Below are 19,835 nucleotides of genomic sequence, written 5' to 3'. Positions count from 1 at the left end.
GTTTTTTTCCCTCTCTGCCGTTTTCTCAAAAAAGACGTAACCCCTCAAAACTTATGTTCTCCTTCCTCCCGCCGATATTTCCTTCTGAAGTCCCACCTCCTTGGCAAAGGAAACAAGATGATGCGCTCTGTGAGCCTGACCAGCAAATTGCTTATTATTTGTACAGGAACCCTGTTGATCCTGTTCCTGGCCTGCGTTTATTCCTTTTGGCAGGTGACGGAACGTGAGGAGCAGAAGACCAACGGGAATTGGTTCGCCCATGTTAACGAGATGAAGTCCCGGATAGGTCTGCAATTCATGGAACGCTATGGCGAAGTCCAGGCCTGGGCCATGAACAGCAGCATGCAGACGCAGGATGCCGCGACCATCAGCACGGCTCTGAACTCTTACATCAATATCCATAGGGTCTATGATTTTATTCTGGTGGTGGATAGGAACGGCGATGTCATCTCCACCAGCACCGTGGACCCGCACAACGTGGCTTTGGATCCGGCCGCTCTCGCTGAGATTCACAAACAAAATTTTGCCGGGAGTTCCTGGTTTACCAACGTGGTGAATGAGCACTACACGGAAGATGTCAGCAAGGGCTTCACCGGTGTTTATGTCGAAGACATCATGGTCGATCCCATTTCCACGCTCGCTTACAAGGACAGGCGTGTGGGGCTGAGTTTCTCGGCTCCGGTCCGGGACGAAAATGGCAGAATGATTGCGGTCATGAGCAGCCGTTCCAGTCTGCGTTGGATTGAAAAGCGCTTTGTGGAATTTTATGAAATCTTGAAAAAGCAGGGCCTTGAGAGTGCCGAACTTTCCCTGCTCAACAAAAAGGGCGAGTTGGTCGTCCATCAGAACCGGGACAACACCCTCGCCAACTTCGTCACCTCAGGGCAAGCGGCTGCGGTTGCCGCCTCAAAGGGTGAAGAAGGGATCATGCTGAGTGAGGATGCCGGGAGTGGGGAAAGGTTTCTGCATGCGTATGCACCGCTCAAGGATGAGAATTTTATCACGGACCTTGGCTGGATGTTGGTCTTTCGCATCAACAGCGACACGCTTCTGGGTGGCATCACCGCCGCCAGGCAGCATTTCCTCCTTATCAGTGGATTCGCTCTGGTTCTCTGCGTCGGGGGTTCGTGCTTTTTCGCCCTGCGTCTCAGCCGTCGCCTCAGGACGATCACGGATAAAATCGCGCGCTCAGGCGGTACGGTCGATGGTGTGGTGACCCGGGTATCCCGCGCCAGCCAGGAGCTGTCCTGGGGTGCCAGCGATGTCGTCACGTTCCTTCAGGGAACGGTGGCCTCGCTTGAGGGGCTGTCCAGCGTGGTGTCCCACAATGCTGAAAAAGCCGAGGAAGCCGCATCGTTGGCCCGGGACAGCGACCGCTTCGCCAAGGAAGGCGAGGTTGCGGTGCAGGATCTGATCGGGGCCATCCGTGAGATCCACGACAGCAGCACGAAGATCGAAGAGATTGTTGCAATCATCGATGATTTTGCCTTTCAAACCAATCTGCTGGCTTTGAACGCAGCCGTGGAAGCCGCACGCGCGGGAGAACATGGCAAGGGCTTTGCCATGGTCGCGGAATCGGTTCGCCACCTCGCGCAGCGGAGTGGCACGGCCGTCAAGGACATCACGACCCTCATCCGGGACAATGCGGACAAAATTGATCGTGGCAACCGGCTTGCGGATCGCAGCGGCCAGGTCCTGCAAAACATACTGGCTTCCGTTTGCACGGTGGCGGATCTCAACAATGAAATCGCTGCGGCCAGCAAGGAACAATCGACCAGCCTTGTGCATATCTCCAGGGCCATGAATGATATCGATCAGGCCACCCAATGGAATGCCGCCGTCTCGGGAGAGGTCGCCGCATCGTCCGCACTCATGATATTCCAGGCCAACAGGCTGCAGGCGATGGTTCATGATCTGTCTACTGTCGTCACCGGTTCTCACAACCACGTGCCGCCTGCGGGGCGATCTGCCACGCCCACAGCAGGGCGCAACCGGAGGGCGAAGAACAGCACTCCTCCGAAACAGACACCGGCCCGGACAGCTGTCCAAACCCCAGTGAGTGATGAGTCCCAATCCAGCGAAGCGTGACGGCCGTCCTCCGACTGTCACTCGGAATCAGCCGCACGACCGCACGTCTCAAGCCTGCGCGGGCGGTGGAATCAACCGCACGATCGCACGTCTCAAGCCTGCGCGGGCGGTGGAATCAACCGCACGATCGCACGTCTCAAGTCTGCGCTGGCGGCGGATACAGCCGCACGACCGCACGTCTCAGGCCTGCGCGGGCGGCGGATACAGCCGCACGATCGCAAGTCTCAAGTCTGCGCGGGCGGTGTAATTATCCGCACGATCGCACGCCTCAAGTCCGCGCGGGCGGCGGATACAGCCGCACGACCGCACGTCTCAGGCCTGCGCGGCCGGGGTGATCAGTCTGGAATAACGATCGTTCAACCGACTTTCACATCCGCGGGAGGAGGAGCGGAATCCTGGGCGGGTTCATCAACGGGAGCACGGCGCAGCCGGAGGGTAAACGTGGTGCCGTGATCGGCGGGATTCAGAAGCTCCTCGATGGACTCCACCCGAATCTCGCCACCATATTTATCCACATAAGCCTTCGAGATGGGCAGACCGAAGCCGGTTCCCTTCTCACCCAATGTTCCCTTGGATGAGGTCACACCCTGCTTGGAGAACACGGTCTTCACCTTGTTCTCGGGCATGCCGACGCCAAAGTCCCGAATTTGCAGCACCACATGTTCCCCATCCATCACGGCCGAGACCACAATTTTCTGGCCCGGATGGGAGAACTTGATGGCATTGGAGATCAGATTATTGATGACGCTGTTGCTGAGGGATTTTTCCTCGGCCACCACCCGCAAGGGTTTGTTGTCGGGCACCTGGAATTCGAGGGACAAGGATTTCTCTTGAAGTCTTCCCTCGAAAATGAAACGCGCCCGGTCCATGACCTTATGAAGATCCACCGGCTCCAGTTTCACCGCTTTCTTACCGGACTCAACCGACTGGAACTCCCGTACGCTGCGCGAAATCTCATGGATGATGCTGGCGGCTTTATGAATGCGCTGCAGATACGAAGGAGCTTCGCTGATATTTTTTTGAGCGGTCTCACTGGAATGCAGAATGATGGTCAAGGGCGTGGCGATGTCGTGGACCACGATGGACACCAGCATGGCCTTGTCCTGGGCATAGGCCTGGATCGTTTGATTCTGCTGCTGCAGTTCCTCGTTCTGCTGTTTCTGAATGCGCACGAGGTCATTGATCGAACGGGCAAAGAACATGGACCCGATAAAGGCGGTCAGGCCGGTCAGATAAAGGGTAATAACCGTAATGGCCGGCAAATCCGCAGCCGCGATCGACACAGGGTGCAGGTTCATCTGCTTACCCCACAGCACGATCATGGCCACGCTTGTGATGGCAATGAAACTCCAGACACCACCCGCCAGCAATCCGCCCAGGTACACGGACAAAATGGTGAAAACGGGCATCCACATCACGATGGTGTACGGGAAATCGACAAAGGTCAGAACCAGGGAACAGGCATTGATCACCGCCATGCCCAGAAACATATGAGCGGCGGGACCATGAGAGCGAAAGACCCTCAGGAACGTCAGCGTCATGATACTGCCAAAGATTTGGACAAGGTTCGAACGCAAATCGATATTTAATCGCAGATTGGTGACGAGGTAAACGCAGCTGATGAGCAGGTTCAGAAAACTTATGGAGGTAATCAAATACCTTGGGCCCACCACGCTCGGGGCCGACAGGGAATCCGGATGCTGCCAGATCTTTAAAATATTCATAAGCGTCTACTGTCCAGGTTTCAGATCGTCTCTTGTGTGCCTTCGGAATATTTCATGTATGGATCACGGGCAAAAAATTCCCAGTGAACGATCGTTGAAATTTATAATTTTAAAACGCCAGGACAAGGCGATGTTTTGCACATGCTTTTCAAGGGACATTGGATTTTCCTCACAACGCGGTCGATAGTTCGGTCAAGAACGTTGGCTTTCCTCGCAAGACCTAGAGAGTGTCGCATAGGGTTTCACAGAGGAGTTAGCCGTGAACAACGTTTATATTTCCAAATTTGGTGAAGACGAATTCCATCATTACTACAATCCCGGTCGTCACCTTCCGGAAAAACAGCTGCGCGCGCTGCACGCCTCCATCCTTGGCATTAACAAGGATGCGCGGCATCCGATCGAACACAAACTTCTGGAAGAGCTGCCGACGCTTGAGGCCTTGCAGGAGCGTTATGCCAGCATGATTGTTTGTATCATACGAGTCGCCGGTCGGGACAGCGGCTTTCTTTTAAGCCCCATCCTGAAGGCTGGTCAGAAATCGTTCATCCATGCCGGGCTGGTGATCATCAATCACAACAAAGGGTCCAACCTCCTGGCCCTGGCGGGCTCCCGCACGGTGATGCTGGCCTATGAGAAGCTGGGCCGCATCTACAGCACGAACATATCCAGTACGCCCGCCATCATCGAGGCCTTTACCATGCTCAGCAACCAGTGCTGGCCGACGCCCAAGTCCGATTTGATCCGTCCGCCTCGCGACTATAAGGAAGTGGCTGAGGCTCTGGTGAGCAACTATGTCCGTCACTTCTTTCCTGATCCGGAGTCTGTGATCTTTGACGAACGGCGCTTCGTTCTGCATTCCGAATCGCGGAAGATGGGCTTCAACACTGAATTCCGCCAGATCTCGCGGTCCTCATCCTTTGAGTACCTCAACTTCTGCTTTACCTGGCTTGACTACAATAAGGAGGAGGATCTTATTCAAGTCGGCGTAATCGATCAGGCTCTGATCAACAGGATCCGCCTCTGGCGCCTCAGCTACGCCACGCGCTTCTTCAAGAAGAACGTCGGTCGGCAGTTGGAATCCATGGTGCCTCGCGCGGTCAAATTTCTGGGCTGGGGTATGAAATGATCGATTACTCGCGCAACTGGCTGTTTATCGAACCCGACGTTCAGAAACGTCTCGGCGAGCTGCGCCTCTTCATTATGGGCGTGGGCATCGGCTCGGTGCTGGCAGAGCTCGCCCTGCGCACCGGCATTCGGCATATCACCATCGCCGACGGCGATCAGGTGGATGCCAGCAACCTCAACCGACAGAACTATACGCAGGCCGACATTGGCCAGCGCAAGGTTCAGGCCTGCGCCGAACGCCTGCGGGCCATCGATCCGACCGCCAGCATCCGGGTGATCGATGCCTTTCTCGATGAGGCCATGCTGAACGCCGAGATTCCTCAGGCGGATATCGTGATCAATACGATCGACTTTGATTCCCCGGCGTTTCTCTTATCCAATCGCCTGGCACGGCAGTATGATGTGCTGGAACTTTTTCCGATGAATATCGGCCTCGGCAGTTCGGTCTGTGTTTTTCAAAAGGATGGCAAGGGCTGGTCGGAACTCTTTGCGTTTGACGATCATGTGGAGTTGAAGCACAAGATTCTGCAGCATCTCGCCCAGGCCGCGCGCTTTGCTCCTTATCTGCAGGAGGCCGCCGCGCGTTACTTCGCCGGTGAGCGACCGGCCTACGATCCGCAGCTCGGCATTTCCTGTGCGATCTCATCGAGCCTCATGCTTGGACTCATGATCAAACATGTGCGTGGTGAGCCGTTGAAAGCATTTCCGGAATTCTACTTCCTCGATGCTTCCCTGCCTCACTTCTTATAATATTTCTTGACCCGTGAGAACTGGTCATCCACTTCCTCCTCCTCTTCCTCTTCCTCCTCAACCGGGGCAGGAGGAGGGGCGGCCTTGACGGGAGCCCTGCGGGGCATTTTACCCTTGGCCGCTTTGGGAGCGACAGCGCCGGCACCCACTTTCTTTTTAGCCACCGGCTTGGGTGTGGAGGCACAACTGACCACCAAGAAATGTAGAAGCAAAAGTCCAAGTCCCAGGTTCATATTCTTAGGCTCCGTTGGGATTAAATCTGTGTGATGGCGCGGGTCAGGACATCCTGAGCCATGCGCATGAAAGCTTCGGGGTTGCGCAGCTGCACATCAAAAGGTCCCTGCAGAAGGGTATCCAGGGTTCCATCGAGCAGCCCAAAGCCCAGCAAAAAGAGATGGTCAGGATCCGCGGCCGGCAGAATCTCCTGGGCAATTCCAGGTTCTATCACCGCCAGGATCAGTCTTTTTAATTCCTGATATTGATCCGCCAGACGCTGCCGCATGCCGGGATCCAGCTTGTCCGGAATAATGCGATGCCGAAGGTCGCGATAGAGGCGATAGGCATCCAAATCCCCGAGGCTGTATTCCAGATAGGTCCGACCCAGAAAGCGGATCTGACTTGCGATCGGCCTCTGGCTGTTGTTTTTTCGAAGCTGATCGCAAAGTTCCACCAGATAGTTGATGCAGATCACAGCAAAGATATCATCCTTGCTTTGGAAGTGGCGATAGACGGTACCCTTGGCAATCCCCACCTGCTGGACAATCAGGTCGACGCTGACCCGATCCGGTCCATGGGTCATGAACAGGTTCTTGGCGACCGTGATGATCTCCTGCTCGCGTCTCTGAAATTCCCGATCCTTGCGTAAGGCCATGGTCATGCGATACTCCGTGACTGGCAGTCATGCCATGACTATCGGTTCATTTTGTGACTGGCTCAAGTCACCCGGAATCTTCTCCCAACTTCTCCCCGGTTAAGGGGAGCAATTTCTGGCAGTTTTTTCTGAAAGGATTCAAGGAATTAGATTGGGGAATGCAGAGCCTTGCTCTGCATTACTTATACTTATGGACTCAGCTGAAGAGATAGAAGCGATCGTTCAGGAACATGGCATGGACATGACCCGTGAGGGCCTGCCCGATAAAGCAATTGTTCTTGGAAAGACTGAAAAGATCCTCCTCGCGGACCACGTCCTGGCTGTTGGTATTCACCAGGGCGGCTTTCAAGGGTCGGCCGGTGGCAATGGTGCCGAATTCATCAGCGATACCCAGGAATTCCGCCGGTTTTTTGGCAAAGCAGCGCACCACATCGGTCGGGCTCAAAAGGCCCTCTTTCCAAAGAGAAAGCAGCACCCGCAGACTGGTTTCAAGACCTGTGGTGCCGAAGGCGGCCGTTTTAAAGTTCTCGGACTTTGCCGTGGGCTCATGCGGGGCATGATCGGTGGCTACAAAATCCACGATTCCATTTTTCAGCCCCTGACGCAAAGCCTCACGGTCCCGGGCACTGCGCAGGGGAGGATTCATTTTGAACGCGCTGTTGTGCTCGTCGATATCCGCGGAGGTGAACCAGAGATGATGCGGTGACACCTCACAGGTGACGGGCAGGCCGCGACGCTTGGCATCCGCGACCAGTTCCACGGTTTCGAGAGCCGACGCATGCAGCACGTGATAGCGGGCCTTGGGATATCGGGCCAGAAGCTTCAGATCGCGTGCCACCATATCCGCTTCCGCCGCGGCCGGATAGGGTTTGGAGCCGATTTTTTCCTGCACAGGACCGGCCGCGAGAACTCCACCGTGACCCGGATACTCCGCATGCTGCAGGACGGGCAGTCCTGTCACCGCACTGGCCTGAAACACGGCTTCCATCAATTCATCCTTCACCACGCCGACGCCATCATCCGTGAAGGCCTTGACGCCCCACTGCGCCAGCGCTTGATAGTCAACCGGTTCCTGGCCCTTCAGGTCGCGCGTGATGGAGGCGGAAAGATAGGCGCGCACGCCGGTCAGCTTTTCAGCCTCACACAGTTCCAGAGCGGCCAGCTTGCAAACGTCAACCGAGTCGATCACGGGTTTCGTGTTCGGCATGCTCAAAACAGCGGCGACGCCACCGCGCAGCGCCGCAAGAAGCCCGGTGCCTGGCGTTTCCTTTTGTTCCTGACCGGGAACCCTGAGGTGCACCTGAGGATCCACGCCGGCCGGCATCAGAACCAGACCGCTGCCGTCGATGATCGTCACAGGGCTGGCATATTCAGCAGTTGGGTGAATGCTCACCACCCTGCCCTCATGCACCTCAACATCGCGGCCTTTTTCAACACCTTCTGCTGTCCAAAGTTCGACATTTTTGATCACATAGTGGGGGTAGGCATGGTACATGGCAAATCCTCATGTGTGGGAAGGCTAACTTGCCTGGACCATAATTTTTGCACCATGTAAATTCAATCGAAAAGCTCGATTGAGGCGCAGACCCAAGGGAAGGACAGAGTGGATGGCGGACAGAATTCGAATCATCACCACAGGCGGAACAATTGACAAGGTTTATTTTGACGCTCTCAGCGAATACCAGGTGGGCGAGCCCGCCATTGCGCAGATTCTGGAGGAAGCCAACGTCGCTCTGAAGTATGAAGTCCAGCAGATATGTCGCAAGGATAGCCTGGATCTCACCGACGCGGATCGGGACGCCATCCACGAGGCCGTCGCCCGCAGCCCCGAACGCCGGATTCTGATCACCCATGGAACGGATACCATGATCCAGACCGCGCAAAGACTCAGCAGCATCCAGGATGCCGTCATCGTCTTTACCGGCTCCATGGCACCGGCCAAGCTGCGCAACTCGGATGCCTTTTTCAACGCCGGCTGTGCGATCATCGCGGTGCAAACGCTGCCGCCTGGTACTTATATTGTCATGAACGGTCGCATCGTGGATCCGAGCAAGGCGGTCAAGAATCGGAACAAGCTGCGTTTTGAGGAAACCTGAGGCGCTACGCGATGCCCGTGAGCAAGGCCAGCGTTTGATCGGTCGGGATGCTGATATCAATGGTCGTACCCTGGTTGGCCTGGCTGCGAATGCGGATCTGCCCGCCCAGGGAACGCACGGCACTATCGAGGGCGGCGATGCCGACCCCGCGTCCTGAAAATTCGGAAACATCATTTTTGGTGGAAAAGCCCTGACGGAAGATCAGGGTCTGCACGTCCTCTTCACTCATGGTATCCAGCTGCTCCTGGGTGACCAGACCTTTTTCCAGAGCCCGCGTGCGAATCAGCCGGAAACATCATTTTTGGTGGAAAAGCCCTGACGGAAGATCAGGGTCTGCACGTCCTCTTCACTCATGGTATCCAGCTGCTCCTGGGTGACCAGACCTTTTTCCAGAGCCCGCGTGCGAATCAGCTCCACATCCAGACCGCGACCATCATCGCTGACCTCAACGCGCAAATAGGCCATCTCATCATAATTAAAGGAGAGCAGGACGTGACCGGCGCTATCCTTTTCGCCCCGCTCCTCAGGGTATTCGATGCCGTGATCGATGCTGTTGATGACGGCATGAATCAGATTTTTCAAGGGATGTCGCATGCGATCCGGATCCACTTTCAGGTCCGCGCCTCTCATCTCAAAATGCACCCGCTTGCCGAGAGCGTCAGCCACGCGGGCAACATTGGCATCAATCGGTCCCAGGAGTTCGCGGACCGGCACCATACGCACCTCGCGCATCCAGGTCTGAATCACCTGCATGGCGCTGCGATTGATGCTGGCCTTCTGCAGATCATGTTCCAGTTTGTGCAAGGATTCGGCCGGGACTTCATAAGCGTCCTGAGCCAGACCCGCGTTCAGGCCAAGGATCTGGCCATTCAATTGGATAAACTCATCGACGGTCTGGACGATCGCCCGGATATCGAGTTTGGTCAGAACCTTTTTCTCCTCGATTTCATGAATGAACGAAGCGATCGGATCCAGTCCATAGAGGGCGAAATTGCCTTTCAAGGTATGCAGGACCATGGCCACTTCCCTTTGGTTCTGCTGCTCGATCATTCCCAGACAGGCATTCAGGGAATCCAGGGAATCCTTGAGGAAGGCGCGGAAACTGCTTCGCTCGCTGATAATCTTGAGCAGCGACTTGTTCTTGCTCGATTCCTGCTCCGCCTTGACGAGCTGGGAAGCATCTGAAATGGAAATCAGCAAAGCCTCGGGCTTGCCGAGGCTATTGCGCACCAGGGAACCTTGCAGGGCCACAACCTTGCGTCCCAGGGTGTAGCGGTTCGGTATCTGGGCCAGAGCCACGTCCTCGGGCAGCATATCATCAAAAGCCTGCTTCAAGGACAATTCAAGCAGGGATCTTTCCCGTGGCGAGAGATCAAAGAGGTCCGCAAAGAGCACCCGTGGCGCCACCTGCGGTCCAAGAATTTCCCAGCACGAGCGGGTAAAGCCTTCCTGGACCCGGAACTCGCAATCGATCATGAGGAAGCCGCTGCGCACATTATCCAGGATCGTCCGGATGGTTTGCGTCCGCTCGATCACTTTCAATTCCAGGTCATCATTCAGGGTCCGGATTTCCTTTTCCGCGATACTCACCTGCTCAAAGGCCTTGGCAAAGCGTTTGGAAAGGATCACAGATTGGAAGAAAATATACCCAAAAACACCGAGTGGGAACATATCAACGGAATTAATGATCTGATTGGTCAGGAGGATGTCGTTAATCAACGCTGCAAAGAGGGTGACAAAACCCAGGACAAAGATCCGTGAACCTTCGCGGCGCCGTTTCACGGCCAGAGTCAACGAGTAGAACAACACAAAGCAGCCGGCAGTGACGACGATCAGTTGATAGGGCCGCAGAACGTGCTGATGTACCACGGCACTAAAGAACAGGATCATCAGCGTATAAATGGTGCTCGCGGAAATCACGATCAACGAGAGAAATTTAGGCACTTCCTTGGGGAAGAGATTGGACAGGAAGAGGTAGAAAAAGATAACACCCAGGGAAAATCCCCACATCTCCAGCCGGTTGGCCCACAACCCGTTCATGGGTCCCATGGTCTCCGCCCAGACCATCAGGAAACCTTCGGACATCATCGAAAATCGGATGGCCACGATCAGGCAGAAGCAGGCAAAGTTCCGTGCCGCCGGCTCACTCGGTCGGATCAGATAGAGAGCAAAATGATAGAAGCTCATGACGATGGCCGCACCGATCAGGAAGAAATCCATAATCAGGCTGGACCGTTCCTTGATGCTTTGCGCCTTGCGACTGCTAACCATGATGGGCCGATGCGGGCCCATGAACGCGGTATGGAAATTCGCGATCTGCAAAACGATTTCATTGCCTTCCGGCCGGGGCTGCAGATCAAAGCGCAAAGGGCGATAGATCTCTTTCACGGCCTCGGGTTCGGTACCCACGCGGCCATGTTCCACCATCAGCTTGCCGTCGACCCAGACGCGAGCGGGTGGCTTGATCTTATTGAAGGTCAGGACCAGGGGCTCCGGAGAAGGAGGCAGGATCACCCGCGTTCGGAAAGTCGCATAACCGGTTTTATGGACCGTTCCCTGGAACATGACGCCTTCCAGACTTTGAAACGCGCTCTGATTCAGAACGCCGGTCATCAGGCCTTTGCCAGCCTGCAGCTCCTCGGGAGACAGGAACTGTTGCCAGTAGACTTCCCAGTCGGGGAGCAGCTTATGGCCCCGGGAATAATCCACCGAGCTCTCCCGCAAATCGAGAGTCGGAGCGCCCGTGTGTGCAGGCGCAGCGTGGCTGCCAGGGAACAAGATCCCCAGATACAAGCCGATTCCCAGGATTATACGGCAAGCCACCAAAATAAGTTCCCACGTCCTTTGACTGCGTTATGAATATCTCCTGGGTTGATCGGTGTCTTGAGAAAAAAATTAATCCCGCCTGCTCTTGTCCTGGTCTCTCGAGGAAATTTTCGCCGGGCTCACAAATCAGAAGCCATTTCCTGTTACAATGATGATGTGGTTATAAATGCCGCGCATTCCAGTTCCGGGAACGTTGATAACGAGGGACACTCATGAGCAAAAAGGTGATGATTGTCGATGATTCCAAAACAGCTCGTCGCGAGATTGTCCGACTGGTGCATAATTTGGGATTGATGGCCTTCGAGGCCGAGAACGGCCGCTACGGTTTGGAACTCATCCGAAACAGGACAGATATCGGCCTGATTTTCTGCGATATCAACATGCCTGAAATGAATGGTTTGGAATTCCTGGAAGCCCTGCGCAAGGAAGCCAATCACGCGGAAACCCCGGTGATCATGCTGACCAGCGAAGCGGCCGAGGACGTCCTGAACAAGGCCAAGGAATTTGGCATCAAGGGCTGGATCCTGAAACCCGCACAACCCAATTCAGTAAAGTCACTTCTGGAAAAATTCTGCGCCTGAGCATGGGAGTCCTGGCGAATGAGCGACTTGGATACCAGTCTTGCTGAAATTCTGAACACGCGGTTTGTGGAACTCTTTCAAATTTCCTTGAAAAAGCCCCTGCGCCCGGCATTGTGCGCTCAGGATCAGGTTCCCTTTGTCAGCCCCATCTTTCATGCTACCATCGGTCTGACTGGAGACGGGATCGAAGGCCAGCTGGTGGTGATGGCGGACAAGAAATTTCTCCATGAAACTCATCCGGAACGCCGCTACGGTGGAGTTTTGGATAATGCTGACTATTTGGATTGGGTGGCTGAAATCTGCAACCGCACGCTGGCTGGCAGCAAGGCTCATATCCAGGCGCTTGGTTATCAGCTGCGTCTGGAACAGCCACAGGCCAAACAAACCCCTGCCGCCCCTGTTCCAGCCGATGCGCGGGAACTGATTCAGATTTTGGAAAGCGACGGTTTTCATGCAGTCCTGAGCCTGCGCCTGAAAAAGCTTGAAGCCAGAGCCCCTAAAGCTAGTTGAATCCGAGTTTCAGGAAGGGTGACATTCCATGGGTGACAGCAAAACAATCGCATTGGTCAAGGATGGAGTCCGCACGGCTTCCTTGCATCGACTCTTTGGTCCCGGTTATGCGCTGCCCGAAATGCTGCCACCTCCCCCCACGGTTGCTGAAATCGACGACACCTGGCTGGTGAAAATCGTGGTCAGCTCCGACCCTATCCGTATTCAATTCAAAGTGTATTACACCGTGGACCTGGCCAAGGCCCTTTACTTTTACAAGCACCCAGGCAGCAAGGAACTTCCAGCCCGCATTTATCATGACTTTATCCGCGAATTCTGCAATCTGACCGCCGGTGCGATCAAGGTCTGGCTTGCGGATCTCGTCACGGTCATGAAAACGGATGACCTGGTCGTCAACCTCCCCGACCAGAAGCCGGCGATGGTGGAAATGCCGCCGCTCGATAAAACCGATAGCGACGATCAGCTCTTCGATACCTGGGTTTTCCAGGCTGAAAAACTTCAACTGCTCTGCGCCACGGAAATTCAAGTCTTTGACTGGGCGCAGGTCGCCAATATTCAGCCGAATGTTCATCCTGCTGACGATGGCAGCGATGAAATTGAATTCCTATAACCCTGGTTTTTCCAAAGCCAGGGCGATCCAGCCCCGTTCCTCCACGCGCTTTTTTTCCCGCAGACCAAGCCGGTCCCAGGCCACGCGTATGGGTTCCACGTTGGCCTCATGAAATCCAGCCAAAAGCAAAAGTCCGCCGGGTGCCAGACGCTGGTCCAGCGCCGGCAAAAGATGGGTCAGCGTCGGCGGCAGAATATTGCAGGCTATGGTGGTGAACACTGCATCCACCGGCGGCAGACTGCCTTCCATTAAAGGAAATGAAACATCATTCAGGTTTTGATTGCGCTGGGCGATCATGAGGGCGTCCGGTTCGATATCGGTCGCCAGGAGATTTTTGTATCCCAAATAATGAGCCACCAGGGCCAGCACGCCCGTGCCGGTTCCCACGTCCAGAAATCTCCCGTCCGCGCCGGGATCGGTACACACGTTTTCCATGAGACGCACCATGGCCTGAGTCGTGGCATGCTGCCCGGAACCAAAGACGAGGCCGCTTTCCAAAAGGATCGGCTGCCGCCCACCTGGCTCGCGTTTTCCATGGACATCGGTGATGCAGAAGCGCTCGGTAAGCAAAGCTTCAAAGCCGGGCTCCCAGGCTGTCTGCCAGATCGCATCGGCGATGCGGCGCCATTCGATGGCCAGGTGCGGGCCAAATTGTCCCTGCAAATCCTCCACCAGTTGCGTCATGGCGCTTTCGTCATAACTGTAGAGGACGAGCGGCAGTTCCAGGCGACCCTGCTCAAAGGCATCCACCCATGCCTGTTCCTCACCGGCATCTTCATCCAGGTGATCACAACTGCCTTCGATGTAATCGGTGAAACCCAGCTCATGCAGCCGGGCCATCAGGGCTTCACGACATCCCTGTGGCGTCAATGTGAGTTCGATGACTTCCATAATGTATGTGCCTCCCTTGGGGCTGGTCAGCGTAGTCGGATGGGGTCGCCTTGTCCAGTGGACCTTATCCGCCATGAGCGCACATTTTCCGCATTTCCCGTCGCCCAGGCCAGTCTTTTAAGCTACTATGTTTGCTGCTCAAGGGCTGGCAGCTGACCCGCTGCAACCAGCGGGCCCCCTTTCATTAATTTTGGAGTCGTACCTATGAGTTCTGGATTGTTGGTATCAGTTCTAATCGGTGGCCTCGGCATCGGCGGCGCTGTGGGTTACATGGCAGGAGCCACTACAAAAAAAGCCGGCGCACCCACCACATCGAGCAGCACAGCGCCTGCACAAAACACGGCCTGGTTCAGCTATGATGGCCAAACGTATGATACGGCCTCGCTGCCTTCGCAAGTGCAGTCCGCGATTTATCAGGCTGATATGGAAGCCCACAATCAGAAGCTCGGTATGGTTCGCGAATTTGCCATGCGGATCGCTTTGTCCAAAGAGCAGGGCAAGTTCACCTCGCTCGACAAACTGCCCCAGCTCGATACCCTCCTGACCTTTACACCGCCCACCGATGCGCAGGCCAAGGAATTTTTCGAGCAGAACAAGGACAAGGTGCAGGGCATGAGCTATGAGCAAATCGCCCCACGCATCAAGGAATTCATGGCTCAGCAGGGCAAGATGCAGACCTTCCAGAAGGAATGGGATCGCTTGACCAAGTCGGGCAAGCTGAAGATTCTCGCCCAGGAGCCTGGCTCCCCCTCCGTGAATATCCCGGTTGAAATGTTCCCCTCCCGTGGCGCCGGCTCGGACGTTCTGGTCGAAATTTCCGACTACCTCTGCCCGCACTGCGCTGAAGTTCAGCCCGAAATCAAGAAGCTGGAAGAGAAGCTGAAAGGCAAAATCAAGTTTGTGCAGATCAACTTCGCGCTGCGTCCCACGCAGTTGAGCGGCGCGATCGCGGAAGGCGCATTCTGTGCCAGCAAACAAAACAATGAAGCCTTCTGGAAATATCATGATGCCGCTTTTGCCAAGCCTGTGGGCACCATGAACGATGCCTACGATGTGGCAAAAGTGAAGCCTATCGCGGAAGCTGCCGGCCTGAATGTTGCCGATTGGGAAGCCTGCATGAAAACCCAGGAGCCCAAGGAGTTTGTCAAGAAAACTCAGGAAGTGGTCAATGACCTCGGCGTGACCGGTACACCAACCTTCTTCCTCAATAACCAGCGCGTGAATATCCATAGCCCTGCTGAGCTGTCCCAGCTCGTGGAAAGTCGCCTCGCGGGCTAATCCTTTGATCCCGCTCCTTCAACTGGAGCGGGAGACCCTTTTCAGGTTACACTCTCCGATGGCCTTGTCCTATCGTTGAGAGAAGGATGCTGTGATGCGACGATTGAAGGCATTCTGGCAACTTATCTCCAACTTCGGCTGTCACCCCGGGCTGGAGCCCTCGGAACTCAAAAGGGTGCGCCTCACCAACCAGAGTTCGTGGGTGAGCGCGCTCATGATCGCATCCTATGCCCCTGTGTTTGGCTTGTATGGCCGCGCCCCCTGGGGCTGGATGACGTTGGGCGATGCCCTGCTCTTTTCTGCGATCCCCTATTTACAGAAAATCACCCGCGGAGCCTTGCGCGTTCGGTACCTGTTTGTCTGCCTCGGAAATGCCAACATTTTTATCTACTCGATCCTCCTGGGACGTGAATGTGGCATGCATCTTTTTTTCATTGCCGCGACGGCCGTACCGTGCATTGTGATGGAGGTCAAACACCTGAAGTCGGTGCTGGCCCTCTGTCTGCTTCCCATTCTGCTCCTGCTCAGCCTTGAACTCGTGATCTTTGATGTCACCGCGCCGCTGAATTTTTCAGTCTCAGCCCGACGGCTGATTTATCTGATGGTGCTGCCGTCGGCTGCTCTGATAACATTTTTGTTTTCCAGCTACTTTTCGCTGCTCAATCTGCGAAGCGAAGAGGCTCTGCGTCATACCATTCAAAATCTGCATCACAGCCAGAAGCTGATCGAAGATCAGCAGCTCCAGCTGGCCACGGCCTCCCGACTTTCCGCCATTGGAGAACTTTCGGGCAATATCGCCCATGAGATCAGCAATCCACTCGCCATACTTCTGGGTTATACCGAGGTCACCATGCGTTTGCTCCGCATGGAGCTGGTGGATCGCGAACGTATTCTGCACTACTGCGAAAGAACCCTGGCGACCATCAATCGCATCACAAAAATCGTTCAGGGACTGCGCAAGCTGTCACGTGAAGGCAGCGATGACCCCTTGGAGGATGCGGATCTCAAGGACGTCGTGGAGGATACCCTATCCATTTGCAGTGAAAGCCTCAACCAGGCCGGCGTCGAACTGAGAGTCATCGCTCCTGACCAGCGCTGCAGCTGTCCATGCCGGCCGCTGCAGATCGCGCAGGTCCTGCTCAACCTGATTCATAATGCCAAGGATGCTGTGCAGGCGCTCGAAGACCGCTGGATTGAGATTGAAATCAAACTGGAGCCGGATCACTTTGTCATTCTGGTGCGGGACAGCGGCATGATCAAGGATCTGAAGATTTTGGATAGGATCGGCCAGCCCTTCTTTACGACCAAGCCACCGGGCAAGGGCACCGGCCTTGGCCTCAGTATTTCGCGAAGAATACTGGCCGCGCATGGCGGCAGCATTGAACTGGACAAGGGAGCCAGCTGCACGACGTTTGTCATGCAGCTGCCGCGTCAGCAGGAAGTTTCCTAGTCTGGTTTGGAATAAATGAAAAGATTCGGTGAATTCGTTCCGGCGCTTCTCACCACATTGGGTGTGGCATTCTCTTTCACCAGCGTTTCGATTTCCTCAGGGGTGGCCTCAGGATTTTGCTCCAGATAGAGCGCGACCACACCGGCCACATGAGGCGAGGCCATCGAGGTTCCACTGATCGTGCTGATGGCTGTGTTGCTGGTCCGCCAGGCACTGGTGATGCTGGATCCCGGCGCGAAGATATCGAGGCAGCGACCGAAATTCGAATACAGGGCACGTGAATCCGTCCGCGTCGTGGCGCCGACGGTCATGGCCTCCGGTACGCGGGCCGGTGACACATTGCAGGCGTTCTGGCTTTCATTGCCAGCCGCCACCACAAACACAACTCCTGACGCCACCGCACTTTGCACGGCCTCGTCCAGGGAGTCGGAAGGATCCCCACCAAGACTCATGTTGGCGACAGCCGGTTTGATGGCATTCTGTGCCACCCAATCGATTCCGGCGATCACACCGGCGTCATCGCCGCTGCCGTCGCAGCCGAGAACACGCACGCCATGCACCGTCACGTCCTTGGCCACACCATAGGTCGTGCCACCGACTGTCCCCGACACGTGCGTGCCATGGCCATGACAATCATTCGAACCGCGTCCATCATCGATGGAGGAGAAGCCCTCACCCATGCGTCCCTTGAATTCATTATGCGTGCTGCGCGTACCGGTATCGATGATGTAGGCATGCACACCCTTGCCACTGCTCGTATAGTTATACTTTTGATCGATGCCGCTGCGCGCATCCACACGGTCGATTCCCCAGGTGGCGGGAGACTGGGTGGCGTTGATCCGCACGATCTTATTCACCTCTATGCGTTCGATCGCGGCATCCGCGGCCAGGGCTTCGATCTGATCATCCTTGGCTTTGATGGAGAAGCCCGGAAAAACATGGGTGTACTGCTGAAGCACGCGGATGCCATAAGTCTGCTGCAGACGATCCGCCTGCTGCAGGACATATTCCCCCGTGCTGAGGCCGTCCCGACCGGCGTCATGTTTTAATTTCACAATGTAATGATCCGGTATGCGATTCGGATGGTCGCGATCCAGAACGGTTGCGGCCAGCAGGCTGCCGCTGGCCAATAGACTGCCGACTCCAAAAAACACGAATGCCTTCATGCTCGGAACTCCTCTCGATCTTCTCAATATTTATAGAGACTATAGCGCAGGGGGCACACCCTGGGTCAAGTGAGTTATTCGAGGCATGAATTCCACCACTTTGCTTAACAGGTCTTGCGCAAAAATCTTCTTACCTGACGAAAGAATGGCAATCTCAGATCACATTTCCCACGTGTTTTGTGCGAAGTTTAGTCGCTTCTTCAAGACCCGAGTTTTTCAGCTGCTTTCCCTGATATTAAATATCAAGGGTTACACCTGACGAAACGCATATTATTGATGGACAGGGTACTCAAATTAGAGTGAAGTAGTCACCTTGGGGTGAAATTTTGTTAACTGGTCGAGGACGACGAGCTATGAACCTCCGCACGTTTCTGAGCTTATTTCTGGGCCTTCAATTAACCCTGACCACATCTGCCCTGGCCTTGACTGCCAAGCAATCCGGTCGCGTTCTGGACCTTCCAGCGCGTCCCAAACATGCTCTGGCCGGTTCTGTCTTCTTAAACAAAATCAAAAATTTATCGCCAGCAAAACGCGAGAAGGCGATCGTCGCTGAAATTCTGAAAGGCAATGTCCCGAACTTTCAACGCTTTCTCTATCCTGTAGAACGGCGTCTGACCACGGGTCCTTATCGCGGGCAAACCTTACGTTTTTGGGCTGTTCCGGATTATTTGGCTGTCGGTTCGGATAACGACTACGTGCGCGTTCCTCTCAATCTATACAGTGTGAAGACGCTCGCACGGCAACTCGATCTCAGCCTGCCCACATCCAAGATGGTCGATGATATTTACGCGCAGGCCAAAGTTAAGCTGAAACCCGCTCCCCTGCCCGCAAGCAAGGCCATGACCAGCGCCACGAATATCCTGAAACATCATGGACTCGTTCAGAAGCAGCTGAATCGCAGCAACTGGCGGCCAGGCCTGCTGGTGGCGGGTCATAAGAAGGATGTGGTGCAGAGCCGGCGTTTGGCCAAGAAACCACGTGCGATTGCGATCTACGGCTGGCACCAAAAGAATTCCACTCCGATTCAACCCCTCTCCACCGTTCACAGTGCAGATTACGCGGACTATAGCCATGGTATTCGCCTCGTATCCAACGCGGTGGAAATCGGCACCAAGACCCTGGATCTCCGGGACGTCCTGAGCCAGAGTCCAACGGCGTCGCTCCTGAGTGATGAAGGCGTGATTCCACAGCCCTACTACATCTCAGGACGTTCGACTTTCCCAATGGCTTCGAAATAAAAAGGATCTGGAAGGTTTCGGCCAGAGGCCGAAGCTGAATGAAAGGAAGCGGTATGCCGGCTATGACGCAGGGCTACCGCTTTTGTTTTTGCAGGACAGTAATGGGTTCAATGGTGGTGACCACCGACTCCATGAACGTGACCGTGAGCCAGTTCTTCCTGGGTCGCCGTTCTTACGTCAACTACTGCCACGTCAAAGTTTAGTGTTTTACCTGCCAGTGGATGATTGGCATCCACAGTAACTTCTCTATCTGTCAATTTAACGACGGTCACAACCATGACTTCGTCGTCAGTTTGAGCCTGGAGTTGCATGCCAGGACGAAGATCCTTGATACCGGAGAATTGGGTCCGTGGAACCACTTCCACCAGCGCCTCATCTCTTTCACCATAGCCTTCTTCAGGCTTCACGCGAACCTGGAAGGAATCACCTTTTTTCTTTCCAATAAAGGCACGCTCAAGACCAGGAATGATGTTACCCATGCCCAGAATGAAAGCCAATGGGTCCTGGCCAGCGGACGTATCGATCAAATTGCCCTCGTCGTCTTTGACGGTATAATCCATGAGAACGACTGAATTTTGTCCTGCGATCATAAGTATCCTCTACGCTAAAGAGCACAAGCCATTACCCTAGC

General features: G+C 55.0%; 20 protein-coding genes. 11 read left to right on the top strand and 9 right to left on the bottom strand.

All coding sequences use genetic code 11. The features are described from left to right. Positions 1-117: 117 nt before the first annotated feature. A complete protein-coding gene (locus tag OLTU_RS32295) occupies positions 118-2,088 on the top strand; it encodes a methyl-accepting chemotaxis protein (protein ID WP_218109952.1) in 1,971 nt (656 codons plus the stop codon). Next, complete coding sequence (locus tag OLTU_RS09890) at positions 2,085-2,423, top strand: hypothetical protein (protein WP_176736484.1); 339 nt, start codon at positions 2,085-2,087, stop codon at positions 2,421-2,423. Before OLTU_RS32295 ends, OLTU_RS09890 begins: the two co-directional genes overlap by 4 nt. A 21-nt stretch (positions 2,424-2,444) precedes the next feature. Here OLTU_RS09890 and OLTU_RS09885 read toward each other — a convergent pair whose 3' ends face one another. Beyond that, positions 2,445-3,812 (bottom strand): sensor histidine kinase, encoded by a 1,368-nt coding sequence (locus OLTU_RS09885; RefSeq protein ID WP_141732600.1) that lies wholly within the window; start codon positions 3,810-3,812, stop codon positions 2,445-2,447. A gap of 259 nt (positions 3,813-4,071) precedes the next feature. Here OLTU_RS09885 and OLTU_RS09880 point away from each other — a divergent pair, with 259 nt between their 5' ends. Next, positions 4,072-4,938: a hypothetical protein gene (locus tag OLTU_RS09880; RefSeq protein WP_141732599.1), complete on the top strand. Its 867-nt coding sequence runs from the start codon at positions 4,072-4,074 to the stop codon at positions 4,936-4,938. Further along, complete coding sequence (locus tag OLTU_RS09875) at positions 4,935-5,687, top strand: HesA/MoeB/ThiF family protein (RefSeq protein WP_141732598.1); 753 nt, start codon at positions 4,935-4,937, stop codon at positions 5,685-5,687. The genes OLTU_RS09880 and OLTU_RS09875 overlap by 4 nt, the downstream gene beginning before the upstream one ends. On the opposite strand, the gene OLTU_RS09870 is transcribed toward OLTU_RS09875, so the two are convergent. The 3 genes from OLTU_RS09870 to OLTU_RS09860 form a co-directional block, all read right to left on the bottom strand. Beyond that, the gene (locus OLTU_RS09870) at positions 5,675-5,920 is read right to left on the bottom strand and encodes a hypothetical protein (protein ID WP_141732597.1); all 246 of its coding nucleotides are present in this window, start codon (positions 5,918-5,920) and stop codon (positions 5,675-5,677) included. The two genes, OLTU_RS09875 and OLTU_RS09870, sit on opposite strands and share 13 nt — an antisense overlap. 20 nt (positions 5,921-5,940) lie before the next feature. Then, the gene (locus OLTU_RS09865) at positions 5,941-6,564 is read right to left on the bottom strand and encodes a TetR/AcrR family transcriptional regulator (RefSeq protein ID WP_141732596.1); all 624 of its coding nucleotides are present in this window, start codon (positions 6,562-6,564) and stop codon (positions 5,941-5,943) included. 190 nt (positions 6,565-6,754) lie between these two features. Continuing rightward, complete coding sequence (locus OLTU_RS09860; protein ID WP_141732595.1) at positions 6,755-8,053, bottom strand: dihydroorotase; 1,299 nt, start codon at positions 8,051-8,053, stop codon at positions 6,755-6,757. A 112-nt stretch (positions 8,054-8,165) separates the two neighbouring features. Between OLTU_RS09860 and OLTU_RS09855 the strand changes: the two genes are divergently transcribed. Beyond that, positions 8,166-8,654 (top strand): asparaginase domain-containing protein, encoded by a 489-nt coding sequence (locus tag OLTU_RS09855; RefSeq protein ID WP_141732594.1) that lies wholly within the window; start codon positions 8,166-8,168, stop codon positions 8,652-8,654. 4 nt (positions 8,655-8,658) lie between these two features. On the opposite strand, the gene OLTU_RS09850 is transcribed toward OLTU_RS09855, so the two are convergent. Together OLTU_RS09850 and OLTU_RS09845 are read right to left on the bottom strand one after the other, a co-directional pair. Next, complete coding sequence (locus tag OLTU_RS09850) at positions 8,659-8,883, bottom strand: ATP-binding protein (protein WP_141732593.1); 225 nt, start codon at positions 8,881-8,883, stop codon at positions 8,659-8,661. 53 nt (positions 8,884-8,936) lie between these two features. Then, complete coding sequence (locus OLTU_RS09845; RefSeq protein ID WP_141732592.1) at positions 8,937-11,363, bottom strand: 7TM diverse intracellular signaling domain-containing protein; 2,427 nt, start codon at positions 11,361-11,363, stop codon at positions 8,937-8,939. 329 nt (positions 11,364-11,692) lie between these two features. Here OLTU_RS09845 and OLTU_RS09840 point away from each other — a divergent pair, with 329 nt between their 5' ends. The 3 genes from OLTU_RS09840 to OLTU_RS09830 are packed head-to-tail and all read left to right on the top strand — an operon-like array spanning position 11,693 to position 13,181. Continuing rightward, positions 11,693-12,061: a response regulator gene (locus OLTU_RS09840; RefSeq protein WP_141732591.1), complete on the top strand. Its 369-nt coding sequence runs from the start codon at positions 11,693-11,695 to the stop codon at positions 12,059-12,061. Positions 12,062-12,079: 18 nt separating this feature from the next. After that, entirely contained in the window at positions 12,080-12,571 is a 492-nt protein-coding gene (locus OLTU_RS09835) for a chemotaxis protein CheX (RefSeq protein WP_141732590.1), read from the top strand. 28 nt (positions 12,572-12,599) lie between these two features. Next, the gene (locus tag OLTU_RS09830; protein WP_141732589.1) at positions 12,600-13,181 is read left to right on the top strand and encodes a hypothetical protein; all 582 of its coding nucleotides are present in this window, start codon (positions 12,600-12,602) and stop codon (positions 13,179-13,181) included. On the opposite strand, the gene OLTU_RS09825 is transcribed toward OLTU_RS09830, so the two are convergent. Next, positions 13,176-14,072, bottom strand: a complete 897-nt coding sequence (locus OLTU_RS09825; RefSeq protein ID WP_176736483.1) for a 50S ribosomal protein L11 methyltransferase — start codon at positions 14,070-14,072, stop codon at positions 13,176-13,178. The two genes, OLTU_RS09830 and OLTU_RS09825, sit on opposite strands and share 6 nt — an antisense overlap. 204 nt (positions 14,073-14,276) lie before the next feature. Between OLTU_RS09825 and OLTU_RS09820 the strand changes: the two genes are divergently transcribed. Next, complete coding sequence (locus tag OLTU_RS09820) at positions 14,277-15,350, top strand: DsbA family protein (protein ID WP_141732587.1); 1,074 nt, start codon at positions 14,277-14,279, stop codon at positions 15,348-15,350. Between the two features lie 94 nt (positions 15,351-15,444). After that, a complete protein-coding gene (locus tag OLTU_RS09815; RefSeq protein WP_141732586.1) occupies positions 15,445-16,800 on the top strand; it encodes a sensor histidine kinase in 1,356 nt (451 codons plus the stop codon). On the opposite strand, the gene OLTU_RS09810 is transcribed toward OLTU_RS09815, so the two are convergent. Further along, the gene (locus OLTU_RS09810) at positions 16,797-17,966 is read right to left on the bottom strand and encodes a S8 family peptidase (RefSeq protein WP_141732585.1); all 1,170 of its coding nucleotides are present in this window, start codon (positions 17,964-17,966) and stop codon (positions 16,797-16,799) included. The genes OLTU_RS09815 and OLTU_RS09810 overlap by 4 nt on opposite strands. A 353-nt stretch (positions 17,967-18,319) precedes the next feature. Between OLTU_RS09810 and OLTU_RS09805 the strand changes: the two genes are divergently transcribed. After that, complete coding sequence (locus tag OLTU_RS09805; RefSeq protein WP_141732584.1) at positions 18,320-19,204, top strand: hypothetical protein; 885 nt, start codon at positions 18,320-18,322, stop codon at positions 19,202-19,204. A 107-nt stretch (positions 19,205-19,311) separates the two neighbouring features. Here OLTU_RS09805 and OLTU_RS09800 read toward each other — a convergent pair whose 3' ends face one another. Next, the gene (locus OLTU_RS09800; protein WP_141732583.1) at positions 19,312-19,794 is read right to left on the bottom strand and encodes an FKBP-type peptidyl-prolyl cis-trans isomerase; all 483 of its coding nucleotides are present in this window, start codon (positions 19,792-19,794) and stop codon (positions 19,312-19,314) included. Between the last annotated feature and the right edge of the window lie 41 nt (positions 19,795-19,835).

The sequence above is a fragment of the Oligoflexus tunisiensis genome (assembly GCF_001748245.1).
GTDB classification, from domain to species: Bacteria; Bdellovibrionota_B; Oligoflexia; order Oligoflexales; family Oligoflexaceae; genus Oligoflexus; species Oligoflexus tunisiensis.
Note: the sequence above shows the minus strand (reverse complement) of the source record. Positions and strands in the feature narration are given on the sequence as shown.